This window comes from Aeromonas schubertii, assembly GCF_000820105.1.
GTDB lineage: Bacteria > Pseudomonadota > Gammaproteobacteria > Enterobacterales > Aeromonadaceae > Aeromonas > Aeromonas schubertii.
The window spans coordinates 1-13,152 of the sequence record NZ_CDDB01000072.1; the positions used below are offsets into that span (position 1 = coordinate 1).

Genomic DNA, 13,152 nt, shown 5'->3' on the forward strand with positions numbered 1-13,152 from the left:
TGAGATGGTCTTTTTGCATTTACAGTTTTGAAAGGCTGTCGAGACAACAAGAGGCTATCCCACTTGGGATGGCCTCTTTCTCTTTGGGGTTTGCTCACTCTCACCGAGCGACCGCGAGCTCGGCAGGCCCTGGTTTTCCATCCACGCCTCACGGCGTGTTCACGCCGAGCGGCAGTACCATGCTCACCAGATTATCCTCCATCGACACCTCTACCTTGAACCCGACCTTGCGCGCCAGGGTGACCATGCCCCGGTTGCTTGGCATGGTAACCGTCTATCCGGTGTCGATATTGCCACACTGTTATGCCTTGTGAGCCTTATCTGCCGAGGAGGTATCTCTGATGCCGCAGCCCGATGAGTGGCCGAGCTGTCTGCGACAGTCTGGGATCACAAATCGTGGTGCGCCATCCTAAGGCAGGCTTCGGATAAGGGTATCGTTGAAGGCCTCTTCCATCACCTGTATCGGGCGCAAGCTCTCCTGTCAGCGATCACGCTGCAGACGCGGGAGTCGCAGCAGCGGTAACTGATAGAAGAGCAGGGCGCTCAGCACCAAGGCAACGCCGGCCAGCTTGAGTGCGCCCAGGGGTTCCTGATAGATGAGTACGCTCAGGACCAGGGTCCAGACAGGCTCAAGCAGCATCAGCAGGGCTGCGTGAGCCGTGCTCATCTGCCGTAAGGCCAGGGTGAGCAGCAGATAGCGCAGAGTGGTGGCGAGCAGCACGCTGGCCGCAAACCAGCCCCATATTCCGGTGCTGATGGTGGCAGGCCATGATTCGGTCAGCAGGGAGAGCAGAGTGCCGAGCAGACCCGTGATCGCCAGTTGAATACAGGTGAGCCAGGTGGGGGGAATCGATTGGGCGAAGTGACGATGTACAGCCAGCTGAGTACCCAGCATGGTGGCCGCAGCCAGAAACCAGAGCAAGGAGAGAGAGACCCCCCACTGAGTGCTTCGGGAGAGCAGGATCAGGCCGGCGATGGCGAGTGGCAGCGTGGCCCAATAGCGTCGCCCCGGGCGAGTCTGGAAGGCAGCCCAGGCGGCCAGAGGTGCCATCAGGGTTGCGATGCTCATGATAAAGGCGCCGCTCCCCAGTGCGTCGCTCTGGCTGATGGCGGTCACCCATAGCAGCAGGCTGCACCCCATCAGCACACCACAGGCGGCGGCCCGCAACAGGGCTCCTCTGGACAGGGTCCCCTCGCGCCGCCAAGCCAGAGGAAGCAGCAGCAGAGAGGCCAACAGAAAGCGGCTGCCGATAAAGGCTGCGGGGGGGAGTTCGCTGATCGCCTCTTTTGAGAAGAGCCAGCCGGCCGCGGCCAGCAGTGTGGTGAGCAGCATCAGGAGGAGGGGGAGGCGAGACATGAGGCATCCGTGGTGATCGGGTGAAGTGAAGAGGATAAAGAAAAGAGGCCCGTTCTGGCTAGGGGCGTCGCATGGTGGCGTGGGATCGCCGACACAGGTGCCTACACAAAATAGTGGGCAATATCGAGGTAGCGCTGGCGGATGTGCTCGATGAGCAGCCTTATCTTGCGCGGTGGCTGGCGGGTGAAGGGGTAGACGGCGTAGATCCCGAGTTTCTTGCCCACCCGGTCCGGAAACAAGTCCACCAGATCGCCGTTCATCAGGTCGTGATAGACGAGGCAGCGTGGCACATAGACGATGCCGCGCCCTCCCAGCGCCGCCTTGCGCAAAGCGCCGGCGTTGTCGGTGGAGAAGCTCCCTGACACCGACAACAGATAGTTGCCCTCTTTTCCCTTGAAGGCCCACTCCGAGGCCCCCGTGCTCTGGTAGGCGTAGCGCAGGCAGTTGTGGGTGAGCAAATCCGACGGCTCGCGCGGCGCCCCGAAGCGGCGCACGTAGGCGGGGGCGGCGCAGATCACCCATTGGGAGTCGAGGATGTGGCGGGCAATCAGGCTCGAGTCATCCAGATAGCCGGTGCGAATAACCAGATCGAACCCCTCTTCCACCAGGTTGACGAAGCGGTTGTCCAGTGACATCTCCACCGTGAGCCCCGGGTGCTGCTGGCAAAAATCGGCCACGGCGTCGGCGAGCAAGAGCTCCCCCGAGATGGTGGGCACCGACATCCGCACATGACCGCTCACCTTTTCACCAAAACCCGCTACCGCATCGAAGGCGTCCAGTGCGGCGGCCTTCACATTTTTGGCACCCTGATAGAGCTCCTTGCCCGCCTCGCTTAAGGTCAGCCGGCGGGTGGTGCGATAGAGCAGCTGCACTCCGAGCTCTTCCTCCAGACGCCCGATGCGCTTGCTAACCACTGAATTTGTCAGGGAATTTTGTTCGGCCACCTTGCTGAAGGAGCCGGCCTCCACCACCTGGGCGAAGAGAATGAGGTCGTCGGTACTGGCCATATTTATCGATTTTTGGAACGAATGTTGTTCATTATTTCCATATATCGCGAAAAAGGAACAGGGTAAGGTCACGTTCGGTTAACAAAATGACAACAAGGTGCACCCTGCACCGCTCGGACAAGGACGCAATGATGACAGACACCCTGTTGGCCCTGGTGGCCTTCTCGCCGATCGTGGTGGCCGCCGTGCTGCTGGTCGGCCTCAACTGGCCCGCAAAGCGCGCCATGCCCATCGCCTTTATCCTGACCGTATTCATCGCCCTGTGGGGCTGGCAGATGAGCCCGACCCGGGTGCTCGCCTCCACCCTGCAGGGGCTTATCATCACGGTGACCGTGCTCTGGATAGTGTTCGGCGCCATCCTGATGCTCAACACCCTGAAACATACCGGTGCCATCAGCGCCATTCGCGGCGGTTTCACCAATATCTCGCCGGATCGGCGCATCCAGGCCATCATCATCGCCTGGTGCTTCGGCGCCTTTATCGAGGGAGCCTCGGGGTTTGGCACCCCGGCCGCCATCGCCGCCCCCCTGCTGGTGGCCATCGGCTTTCCTGCGTTGGCCGCTGTGCTGCTTGGCATGATGATCCAGTCCACCCCGGTCTCCTTCGGTGCGGTGGGTACCCCCATCCTGGTGGGGATCAACAAGGGGCTGGATAACCAGGCCATCGGCCACACCCTAAGCGCCGGCGGCAGCAGCTGGGACATCTACCTGCAACAGGTGACCACCAACGTGGCCCTCATCCACGCCACCGTCGGCACCCTGATGCCGGTGCTGATGGTGATGATGCTGACCCGCTTCTTTGGCCGCAACCGCAGCTGGACCGAGGGGCTCTCCATCCTGCCCTTCGCGATTTTCGCGGGGCTCGCCTTCACCGTGCCCTATGCCCTCACCGGCATGCTGCTCGGCCCCGAGTTCCCGTCCCTTATCGGCGGCCTGGTGGGGCTGGCCCTGGTGGTGACGGCGGCACGCCATGGTTTTCTGGTGCCCAAGAACAGCTGGGATTTCGCCCCCGAGCAGGAGTGGCCCGCCGAGTGGCTGGGATCCCTCAAGCTCGATCTCAAAGAGGCCGCCGGCCGCCCCATGTCGCTGCTGCTGGCCTGGCTCCCCTATGTGGCGCTGGCCCTCCTGCTGGTGGCGAGCCGGGTGAGCCCGGAGTTCAAGGCAAGCCTGTTGTCGGTGAGCCTCGCTTTCACCGATCTGCTGGGTGAGAAGGGGGTCAGCGCCTCCATTGAGCCGCTCTACCTGCCGGGGGGCCTGCTGGTGCTCTGCGCCCTGCTCACCACCCTCATTCAGGCCCGCGCCCTGGCCCCCCTCGGCCGCGCCGTGAGCGAGTCGAGCCGTACCCTGATCGGCGCCGGCTTCGTGCTCATTTTCACCGTGCCCATGGTGCGCATCTTCATCAACTCCGGCGTCAACGGGGCGGATCTCGCCAGCATGCCGGTGACCACAGCCAACTTTGCCGCAGGGCTGGTGGGGGAGTTCTTCCCGGCGCTCAGCGCCACCATAGGCGCGCTGGGGGCCTTTATCGCCGGCTCCAACACGGTGTCGAACATGATGTTTAGCCAGTTCCAGTTCGAGGTGGCCCAGACCCTGGGGGTTTCCACCGCCGCCATGCTGGCGCTGCAGGCCGTTGGCGCGGCGGCTGGCAACATGATCGCCATCCACAACGTGGTGGCGGCCTCGGCCACCGTGGGGCTCTTGGGCCGCGAGGGGGCGACATTGCGCAAGACGGCGCTGCCGACCCTCTACTACCTGCTGGCCAGCGGCCTTATCGGGCTGGCGCTCATGTACAGCTTCCACGTCTCGGACGCACTGCTGCAGTTGAAGTAAGGGAGAGCAAGTGATGAAGGTAATGCGGGTCTATCCGGCCAAGCCGGCCGATGTCTATCTCTACGCCACCTGTCTGGTGGACCTGTTCGACCCGGTGGCGGGGCTCGATGCCATCGCCCTGATCGAGCGGGAAGGGATAAGGGTGCACTTTGTCGAGAAACAGACCTGCTGTGGCCAGCCGGCCTACACCTCGGGTCATGAGGAGGAGGCGCGCAAGGTGGCGCAAAGCCAGATGGCGCTCTTCCCCGAGCCCTGGCCCGTGGTGGTGTTGTCGGGCTCCTGCGGCGGCATGATGCACCATCACTATGCTCGCCTCTTCCCGGAGAGCCCCGAGGTGGCAGCGTTTTGCGAGCGGGTGTTCGAGCTGACCGAGTTTCTGGCCCGGGTCTGCCGGGTGCGCTGGCGCACGGTGGGGGAGGCGATCATCGTCATGCACACCTCCTGCTCGGCCCGGCGCGAGATGCAGGTGCACACCACGGCCCGCAGTCTGCTGGGGCAGCTCGAGGGGGTCACCTTGCACGAGCAGGCCTACGAGAGCGAGTGCTGTGGCTTTGGCGGCACCTTCTCGGTGCGCCATCCCCACATCAGCCAGGCCATGGTGGAGGACAAGACCCGCCACCTGCTGGCCACTGGTGCCGACACCCTGGTGAGCGCCGACTGGGGGTGCCTCTTGAACATCAAGGGATCCCTGGCCTATCAGGGCAAGACGCTCCCTGCCACCCATCTGGCGAGCTTCCTGCTCGCCCATAGCGAGCCGGTGGCTCAGGGCTTACAAGCGCAAAAACAGGAGGCCCATCATGAGTGAGCACGCCAAGTATTCGCCGCGCCGCTTCCATCCCCAGGCCGAGGCGGCCCTGGCCGACCCCGTGCTGCGCCAGAACTTTCGCGGCGCCATGGATTACCTGCGCGGCAAGCGGCGGGACGCCTTCGCCGATCCGCGGGAAGAGTCGGCGGTGCGCGATGCGGCCGAGCAAATTCGCCAGCGCTGCCTCTCGCGCCTGCCGGATCTTTTGGAGCAGCTCGAAGCCAACTGCGAGCGTAACGGCATCCAAGTGCACTGGGCCCAGACGCCGGACGAGGCCAACGCCATCATCCTTGGCATCGCCCAAAAGCACGGGGTGAGCAGCATCGTCAAGGGCAAGTCCATGGTGAGCGAGGAGGTGGGCTTCAACCACGAGATGGCGCGCCACGGTATTCGCTGTCTTGAGAGCGACATGGGGGAGTTTATCGTCCAGCTCGACGGCGACACCCCGTCCCACATCATCATGCCCGCCATCCACAAGAACAAGCAGGAGGTGAGCGATACCTTCGCCGGCAATCTGGCAGATTTCACCCCGACCACGGACGTGGACGAACTGATCCAGACCGGGCGGCGGGCCCTTCGCGAAGCGTTTCGCCGCGCCGGCATGGGGCTCTCTGGAGTGAATTTCGCGGTGGCCGAGACTGGCAGCCTCTGTCTGGTGGAGAACGAGGGCAACGGGCGCATGTGCACCACTGTGCCGAAAGTCCACGTGGCCATCACCGGCATCGAGAAGGTGGTGGAGTTCCTTTCCGACGTGCCGCCCCTCTACAGCGCCCTGACCCGCTCGGCCACCGGTCAGGCCATCACCACCTACTTCAACGTCATCAGCGGCCCGCGCCGGGCAGGAGAGCTGGACGGCCCGGACGAGGTGCACCTGGTGCTGCTCGACAACGGCCGCAGCCAGGCCTATCGGGACGAGGAGCTGCGCAAAACCCTGCAGTGCATCCGCTGCGGCGCCTGCATGAACCACTGCCCGGTCTACACCCGCATCGGCGGCCACGCCTACGGCACCATCTACCCGGGCCCCATCGGCAAGATAGTCTCCCCCCATCTGCTGGGGCTGGAAAGCACCCAGGATCTGGTGACCGCATCCAGTCTGTGCGGTGCCTGCGGCGAGGTGTGCCCGGTGCGCATCCCCATTCCCGACCTGTTGCAGCGCCTGCGCCGGGAGGCCAAACATGACGCACTGCCCGGCCACGAACCGCTGGCGGGGCAGGGGGCGGCCAAGAGCCGGCTCGAGACCCTGGCCATGCAGGGCTTTGCCTTTGCCGCCACCCACCCGCGCCTCTATCACGCCGCAACCGGGGTGGCCGGTCGCCTGCGGGGGCTGATGCCTAAACACTTGGGTCCCTGGACCCAGTGCCGCGAGGCCCCCAAACCCGCCCCCCAGAGCCTGCACGCCCTGCTGCGCCAGAAGAAAAAGGAGTCCTGAGATGTCGAGCAAAGAGGCCATATTAAGCCGCCTGCGCGGCGCCGCCACCCCCATGGCCCACGCACCGCACGGCTGGCAGCCCTGGCGCGGGGAAGATGACGGCGCACGGCGCGAGCGCTTCCTTGCCGGGATCAGCGCCAGCCACGCCGAGATCCTGACCGTCAAGGAGGCTCATCTAGCCCGGGATCTGGCCGCCTGGCTGGATGGCGAAGCAATAACGCATCTGGCCTGTGGCCAGGGGGGCCGCTGGCAAGTCGACGTCGCGGCAGCCTGCGCCGGGCGCTCTGTGCTGACCCCCTCTGGTGGGTTCGCCAGTTGGAAAGACGAGCTGTTTGACGTTTGTCAGGCGGGCATCACCCACTGCGCGGGGGCCATCGCCGATACCGGCACCCTGGTGTTGCTGCCCGATGGTGGCGAGCCGCGCACTATTTCGCTTGTGCCCCCCTGCCATATCGCCCTGCTGGCGGCCTCCACCATTGCCGACAACCTGGCGGGGCTGGTGGCGGCAGGGCGCTGGCAGCAGGCCATGCCCACCAATCTGTTGCTGGTTTCCGGCCCCTCCAAGACCGCCGACATCCAGCAGACCCTGGCCTACGGCGCCCACGGCCCGAGCCGCCTCTTGGTAGTGCTGGTGGAGGATTGCTGATGCGCTGGAATGAATTTGACGCAGCCGTGCTCTCGCGTATTCCGCCGGAGCGGCTGGTGAGCGACCCGGATCTTCGGCTGGCCCACGGCACGGACGCCAGCTTCTACCGGCTGGTGCCCGAGCGCATCGTGCGCCTCGACTCTCTCGATGAGGTGCGCTTTGTGCTGGCGGTGTGCCGCGAATTGCACCTGCCGTGCACCTTTCGCGCCGCCGGCACCAGCCTCTCGGGCCAGGCCCTGAGCGATTCGGTGCTCATCACCCTGACCGACAGCTGGCGCGGCCACCGCATTCTGGACGAGGGGGCCCGCATCGCCCTGCAACCCGGGGTGATCGGCGCCGATGCCAACCGCTATCTGGCGCCTCTGGGGCGCAAGATTGGGCCGGATCCGGCCTCCATCAACGCCTGCAAGCTGGGCGGCATCGCCGCCAACAACGCGAGCGGCATGTGCTGCGGCACTGCCCAGAGCAGCTATCACACCCTGCATGCCATGACCCTGCTGCTGGCCGATGGCACCGTGCTGGAGAGCGGCGATCCCCACAGCCGCGCCGCCTTTGCGGCTGCGCGCCCGGAGCTGCTCACGGGGCTTGCCGCCCTGCGCGCCGAGGTGCTGGCCAATACCGAGCTTGCCGCCAAGATCCGCCACAAGTACCGGCTCAAGAACACCACCGGCTACGCCATCAATGCCCTGCTCGATCATGAGGACCCCGTCGATATCCTCACCCACCTGATGATCGGCTCGGAGGGGACCCTCGGCTTTATCGCCGAGGTGGTGCTCGATACCGTGCCGGAATACCCCCACAAGGCCTCGGCCCTGCTGGTGTTTCGGGACGCCGAGCAGGCCTGTCTGGCTACTTCGCGCCTTAAAGCTGCGCCGGTGGCGGCGGTGGAGCTGATGGATGGACGATCCCTTCGCTCGGTGGCGGGCAAGCCCGGCCTGCCGGACTTTATCAAAGAGCTGGACTTGGCCGCTTGCGCCTTGCTTGTCGAGGTGCATGGGGAATCGAAAGAGGTGCTGGTGGATCGCTGCGAGCAGGTGATGGTCATGGCGGACGAGTTCGCCCAGGTCGCCTCTGTGCCCTTTACCAAGGAGAGCGCCGGCCTCTGGGCCATTCGCAAGGGGCTCTTCCCGGCGGTGGGGGCGGTGCGCACCACCGGCACCACCGTCATCATCGAGGATGTCGCCTTTCCCATCGAGCGTCTGGCCGAAGGGGTAGCTGGGCTGCAGCAACTGTTCGATCGCTTCGAATACGATGAAGCCATCATCTTCGGCCACGCGCTGGAGGGAAACCTGCACTTCGTCTTTACCCAGGGGTTCGACGATCCGGCCCAGGTGGCCCGCTACGGCGCCTTTATGGATGCGGTGGCCGAGCTGGTCGCCGTGCGTTTTGGCGGGTCCCTCAAGGCCGAGCACGGCACCGGCCGCAACATGGCCCCCTATGTGGAGCTGGAATGGGGGCCGGAGGGGATGGCGCTGATGCGGCGCATCAAGGCGCTGATCGACCCCGATAACCTGCTCAATCCCGGCGTCATCATCAACGATAACCCCAATGCCCACTTGGCCCATCTCAAGCCCATGCCGGCGAGCGATGCCATCGTGGACCCCTGCATCGAGTGCGGCTTTTGCGAGGCGGTCTGCCCCTCGCGCACCCTGTCGCTGTCACCACGTCAGCGCATCGTGCTCTATCGCGAACTGGCCCGCCGCAATCGTGCCGATGAGCCCTCCAACCAGCTGGCCCGGCTGTTTGACTATCAGGGCATCGACACCTGCGCCGCCACCGGGCTCTGCGCCGATCGCTGCCCGGTGGGCATCAATACCGGCAGCCTTATCAAGAAATTGCGCAGCGAAAAGTACAGCCGCTTCGTGCCCATCGCCCGCTGGAGCGCCGATCACTTCGCCGGGGTCACTCGCACGGCCCGTGGGGCCCTCGGCCTCAAAGCCATTGCCGGCAAGATGTTGGGGGAGAAAGCGCTGGTCGGATTGGTGAACGGGGTTCGCCATCTGAGCGGCCAGCGCACACCCGCCTGGCTGCCCACCCTGCCGGGGCCGAGCCGTTACCAGTGGCCGCAAGGGGAGGGGAGCAATGGCGGATCCGGCGAGCGCGCCGTGGTTTATCTGCCTTCCTGCGCCAGCCGGGTATTCGGCCAGCAGGAGGAAGCTCCGTCACTGCCGGACGTGGTGTTATCCCTGCTCAAGAAGGCGGGCTGCCGGGTCATAGTGCCGGCGAGAGTTGAGGGGCTCTGCTGCGGCATGCCCTATGACAGCAAGGGGATGAGTGAGGTAGCGGAAGCCAAGCGTACTGATCTGGTCGAGGCCCTGTGGCAGGCAAGCGAACAGGGGCGCTGGCCCGTGCTGCTCGACACCAGCCCCTGCGTGCAGCGGCTGCTCTCGGGGGAGCTCGGCAAGGGCCTTCGGGTGTTCGAGCCCTCCGCCTTTGTGCTGGAACACCTGCTGCCCCACCTTGAGCTGACTCCCATCGATGAGACTGTGATGCTCCATATCACCTGCAGCAGCCGGCGCATGGGGCTGGGGGAGGCGATGCTCAGCGTCGCCCGCGCCTGCGCCCGGGAGGTGATCGTGCCTGAGCATATTCAGTGCTGCGGCTTTGCCGGCGACAAGGGGCTGATGACCCCGGAGCTCAACGCCGCCGCACTCGCCAGCCTGCCCGCCCAGGTGCCCACCGATTGCCGCCAGGGCTTTAGCAATAGCCGTACCTGTGAAATGGGGCTTAGCCAGCACGCCGGCATTCCCTATCACAGCATCCTCTATCTGGTGGATCAGGCGGCGAGATAAATAAAACCCGGCCGAATACACTCGGCCGGGGTTATTCGTTGCCAGGGTTAGGTATGACGCGGCTATTTTGCAGCTGACAGCCGCCTTGAGTGCATCAGTTGGGCGAGTGGAGGCGGCAAGAGCAGCTGGGCGCGAGCGAGGGAGGGGGCAGCGGCATACGTTGGAAAGGTAGCAACCAAGCGAGAAACAGGCCAAGGGGCTAAGCCGGGAGGATTGCCACCTTGCTGAGGGACTGTGGTGAATCGATAACGAAAAAGGCACTCTCATATAAATGAAAGTGCCTTTGTTTTTCAATGTTTTGGCTATTGAAGCTTAGTTCATGCCGTAGCGCTTGAGCTTCTTGCGCAGGGTACCACGGTTGATGCCCATCATGATGGCAGCACGAGTCTGGTTGCCACGGGTGTACTGCATGATCACGTCCAGCATGGGAGCCTCGACTTCGGAGAGGACCATATCGTACAGTTCCACCACTTCTTGACCATTCAACTGGGCCAGGTAGTTACGCAAGGCCTGTTGCACAGAGTCACGCAGGGGGCGCTGGGTCGGCTCGGCGGCGTGATTGTGAGTGGTCGTTACCAATGCATCAGAAGTCAGGGTTTGTTCGAACATATTCGGTCGGCTCTTATGTTATGCGTTAACCTAATCCATCGAAATACGCTTCAAGTGCCTCAAGTTGTGCCGTGGCACATTCCAGGCCATTGAAGCGCCTACGGAATTCTCGGCCCGTCTCATCCCCGTCCAGATACCATCCCACGTGCTTGCGAGCGATACGTGCCCCCAGATACTCACCGTAGAAACGGTGCAGGTTGGCGACGTGCTCCAGCATCAGGGCCCTGACCTCATCCCGCGGCGGCGGAGGCAGAAGGGTACCTGTGGCCAGGTAGTGACGGATTTCCCGGAAAATCCAGGGTCGTCCTTGTGCAGCTCGGCCGATCATCACGGCATCGGCACCGGTATAGTCGAGGACATACCGGGCCTTCTCCGGACTGTTGATGTCGCCATTGGCGACAACAGGAATCGATACGGCCTGCTTAATCGCCCTGATGGTGTCGTACTCCGCCTCCCCTTTATAGAGGCAGGCGCGGGTGCGACCATGCACGGCAAGGGCCTTGATACCGCAATCTTCGGCGATTCGGGCGATCTCCACGCCATTGCGGTTATCCGGATCCCATCCTGTGCGGATCTTCAAGGTGACAGGCACCTCTACTGCATCGACCACGGCCCGGCAGATGGCTCTGACCTGGACTGGGTCGCGCAGCAGGGCGGAGCCTGCCAGCTTCTTATTCACTTTCTTCGCCGGGCAACCCATGTTGATGTCGACGATCTGCGCCCCGTGCTCTACGTTGTAGCGGGCCGCATACGCCATCATCTCCGGATCGGCACCGGCAATCTGTACCGAACGGATACCACCTTCCGCAGCATGATCCATCCGCATCCGGGTCTTCTGGGAATCCCAGACATCCGGATTGGCCAACAACATCTCGGACACCGCCATCCCGGCACCCAGGCGCAAGCAAAGCTCGCGAAATGGACGGTCAGTAACACCGGCCATGGGAGCGACGATCAGGGGGGTATCAAGCGTGTGGGGACCTATCTGCATTACTACGGTTACCATCGGCTTAGGGCGGCGTATATTACGCATTTTTTAGGCAGGAGAAAAGGTTAGTATTTGAGCGTCAGGCAACTTTTTTTCGGAAAAAAATGGCCTCCAAGGCTTGCAAAATCTGGATAGCTTGCAAATCAGCCAATTGATGCCGACCCGCGCCGAATGAGGGGCGAGTCAATTGTCTTTTTCTGTCTGGCGCACCTTTGCGCTATCATACGGCGCTTGTGCAGAGCAAAAGCTCTAGTCAATTTATTAACATCTACAGGGTGACCATGACAGCACGGATTATCGGGATAGGGGGCGCACTGCTGTGCTGTCTTCTGTCGGTCAGGGTAGGGGCCGCAGAGGTGACGTTTGCCGAGGCGTGGAGCCGTCTGCTGCAGCAGGACGAGGGACTCGCCGCCGAGCGGGAGGGGGTGTCGCGGGCACAGGCCATGCGCGAGGCCGCCAGGGATCTCTATCTGCCGAAGATTGACGTGGGGGCGAGCTACACCCGCCTCGACCAGCCGGTGGAGATGGACATGCTCGATCTCAACCCAATGGCAGGCAAGCGGGATCTGATCCTCGCCCTGGGGCGGCTGTTCGGGGTCGGCGCCAGCTCCTTTGTGACCCCTCTGACCGAGCAGAACGTGGTGACCAGCTCGGTCAAGATGCTCTGGCCCCTCTTTGTCGGCGGGCGCATCGATGCGGCCCAGGACATCCGCGAGGCTCAGGTGAACGAGGCGCGTGAGCTGCTGGCCATCAAGCAGCAGGCCAGCTTCGAGAATCTCTCCCAGACCTATTTTGGCGTGGTGCTGGCGCGCCAGGTGGTGCAGACCCGCCAGGAGATAGAGCAGGGATTGGCTCACCACTACGATCACGCCAGAAAGCTCGAGGCCCAGGGGCAGATCGCCCGGGTCGAGCTGCTCTCCGCCCAGTCGGCCCTGGATCGCGCCCGCATCGAGACCCAGAAGGCGCGCCGCAGCCTGGAGATCGCCGAGCTGGCCCTGTCGCGGCTCATCAAGCTCGATGGCGCCGAACCGAGCAACCCCCTCTTCGTCAACCAGCAGACCCCGCCGCTCGCTCCCCTGGTGACCCAGACCCTGGCGGTTCACCCCGGTCTCAAGATGCTGATGGCCAAGCGCGAGCAGGCCAAGGGGCTGATCCGGGTCGAGCAGGGTAAGTATGCCCCCGAGGTGTTTCTCTACGGTAACTACAACCTCTACGAGCAGGATACCCTGGCGGCCAAGATGGCACCGGACTGGCTGGTGGGGGTCGGGGTCTCATTGCCCCTGGTGAGCCGTGACGGTCGCTCCGAGATGGTGGCCGCCGCCAAGAGTGCCGAGCTGCAGGTCAACCATCTGGAGGCCAAGACTCGCCGCGACCTCGAGCTCTTGGTGGAGAAAACCTGGCGCGAGGCAGGTCAGGCGCTGGAGGAGTACCAATCCCTCTCCTCGACCCAGCAGTTGGCCGAGGAGAACGTCAAGCTGCGCGACAAGGCCTTCGGTCAGGGGCTCTCCACCTCACTGGATGTGGTGGATGCCCGTAACCAGCTGGCCGGGGTCAAGACCCAGCGCGCCGCCGCCGCCTATCAATACGTGGTCTCACTGGCGCGCCTGATGGCCCTGGGTGGCGAGACCGATCAGTTCAGACACTACCAGCAAGAGCAGGGCATAGAGGTGACCCAATGAGTGCGTTGAAG

The 13,152-nt window shown here is 63.7% G+C and carries 11 protein-coding genes; 6 read left to right on the forward strand and 5 right to left on the reverse strand.

Annotation, left to right across the window (positions count from 1 at the left end; all coding sequences use genetic code 11):
• Window positions 1-148: 148 nt before the first annotated feature.
• From BN1133_RS19790 to BN1133_RS14600, 3 genes are all read right to left on the reverse strand, one after another.
• On the reverse strand, window positions 149-265 hold the full coding sequence (locus BN1133_RS19790; RefSeq protein WP_082178019.1) for an acetyltransferase: 117 nt from the start codon (window positions 263-265) through the stop codon (window positions 149-151).
• A 216-nt stretch (window positions 266-481) separates the two neighbouring features.
• Window positions 482-1,357 carry a DMT family transporter gene (locus BN1133_RS14595; RefSeq protein ID WP_050667225.1) on the reverse strand — a complete coding sequence of 292 codons (876 nt, stop codon included), beginning with the start codon at window positions 1,355-1,357 and terminating at the stop codon, window positions 482-484.
• Window positions 1,358-1,458: 101 nt separating this feature from the next.
• Window positions 1,459-2,436, reverse strand: a complete 978-nt coding sequence (locus BN1133_RS14600) for a LysR family transcriptional regulator (RefSeq protein WP_136614073.1) — start codon at window positions 2,434-2,436, stop codon at window positions 1,459-1,461.
• Window positions 2,437-2,495: 59 nt separating this feature from the next.
• Here BN1133_RS14600 and BN1133_RS14605 point away from each other — a divergent pair, with 59 nt between their 5' ends.
• From BN1133_RS14605 to BN1133_RS14625, 5 genes are read left to right on the forward strand one after another with little or no spacing between them, the layout of a single operon-like run.
• Window positions 2,496-4,193: an L-lactate permease gene (locus BN1133_RS14605; RefSeq protein ID WP_050667227.1), complete on the forward strand. Its 1,698-nt coding sequence runs from the start codon at window positions 2,496-2,498 to the stop codon at window positions 4,191-4,193.
• 13 nt (window positions 4,194-4,206) lie between these two features.
• Window positions 4,207-4,998: a (Fe-S)-binding protein gene (locus BN1133_RS14610; protein ID WP_082178020.1), complete on the forward strand. Its 792-nt coding sequence runs from the start codon at window positions 4,207-4,209 to the stop codon at window positions 4,996-4,998.
• On the forward strand, window positions 4,991-6,427 hold the full coding sequence (locus BN1133_RS14615; protein WP_050667228.1) for a LutB/LldF family L-lactate oxidation iron-sulfur protein: 1,437 nt from the start codon (window positions 4,991-4,993) through the stop codon (window positions 6,425-6,427). The genes BN1133_RS14610 and BN1133_RS14615 overlap by 8 nt, the downstream gene beginning before the upstream one ends.
• 1 nt (window position 6,428) lies before the next feature.
• Window positions 6,429-7,073, forward strand: a complete 645-nt coding sequence (locus BN1133_RS14620; protein ID WP_050667229.1) for a LutC/YkgG family protein — start codon at window positions 6,429-6,431, stop codon at window positions 7,071-7,073.
• Window positions 7,073-9,865, forward strand: a complete 2,793-nt coding sequence (locus BN1133_RS14625) for an FAD-binding and (Fe-S)-binding domain-containing protein (RefSeq protein ID WP_050667230.1) — start codon at window positions 7,073-7,075, stop codon at window positions 9,863-9,865. The genes BN1133_RS14620 and BN1133_RS14625 overlap by 1 nt, the downstream gene beginning before the upstream one ends.
• A gap of 312 nt (window positions 9,866-10,177) precedes the next feature.
• On the opposite strand, the gene fis is transcribed toward BN1133_RS14625, so the two are convergent.
• Window positions 10,178-10,474, reverse strand: a complete 297-nt coding sequence (gene fis, locus BN1133_RS14630) for a DNA-binding transcriptional regulator Fis (RefSeq protein ID WP_005352164.1) — start codon at window positions 10,472-10,474, stop codon at window positions 10,178-10,180.
• 25 nt (window positions 10,475-10,499) lie between these two features.
• Window positions 10,500-11,465 (reverse strand): tRNA dihydrouridine synthase DusB, encoded by a 966-nt coding sequence (dusB, locus tag BN1133_RS14635; protein WP_050667231.1) that lies wholly within the window; start codon window positions 11,463-11,465, stop codon window positions 10,500-10,502.
• A 278-nt stretch (window positions 11,466-11,743) separates the two neighbouring features.
• Between dusB and BN1133_RS14640 the strand changes: the two genes are divergently transcribed.
• Window positions 11,744-13,141 (forward strand): TolC family protein, encoded by a 1,398-nt coding sequence (locus BN1133_RS14640; RefSeq protein ID WP_050667232.1) that lies wholly within the window; start codon window positions 11,744-11,746, stop codon window positions 13,139-13,141.
• Window positions 13,142-13,152: the final 11 nt, after the last annotated feature.

Excerpts from the sequence above, each read along its gene's own strand:
- dusB (WP_050667231.1), bottom strand. The coding sequence starts at position 11,465 with ATGCAGATAGGTCCCCACACGCTTGATACCCCCCTGATCGTCGCTCCC.
- BN1133_RS14605 (WP_050667227.1), top strand. The coding sequence starts at position 2,496 with ATGACAGACACCCTGTTGGCCCTGGTGGCCTTCTCGCCGATCGTGGTG.
- BN1133_RS14595 (WP_050667225.1), bottom strand. The coding sequence starts at position 1,357 with ATGTCTCGCCTCCCCCTCCTCCTGATGCTGCTCACCACACTGCTGGCC.
- BN1133_RS14640 (WP_050667232.1), top strand. The coding sequence starts at position 11,744 with ATGACAGCACGGATTATCGGGATAGGGGGCGCACTGCTGTGCTGTCTT.
- BN1133_RS14620 (WP_050667229.1), top strand. The coding sequence starts at position 6,429 with ATGTCGAGCAAAGAGGCCATATTAAGCCGCCTGCGCGGCGCCGCCACC.
- BN1133_RS14615 (WP_050667228.1), top strand. The coding sequence starts at position 4,991 with ATGAGTGAGCACGCCAAGTATTCGCCGCGCCGCTTCCATCCCCAGGCC.
- BN1133_RS19790 (WP_082178019.1), bottom strand. The coding sequence starts at position 265 with ATGCCAAGCAACCGGGGCATGGTCACCCTGGCGCGCAAGGTCGGGTTC.
- BN1133_RS14625 (WP_050667230.1), top strand. The coding sequence starts at position 7,073 with ATGCGCTGGAATGAATTTGACGCAGCCGTGCTCTCGCGTATTCCGCCG.
- BN1133_RS14610 (WP_082178020.1), top strand. The coding sequence starts at position 4,207 with ATGAAGGTAATGCGGGTCTATCCGGCCAAGCCGGCCGATGTCTATCTC.
- fis (WP_005352164.1), bottom strand. The coding sequence starts at position 10,474 with ATGTTCGAACAAACCCTGACTTCTGATGCATTGGTAACGACCACTCAC.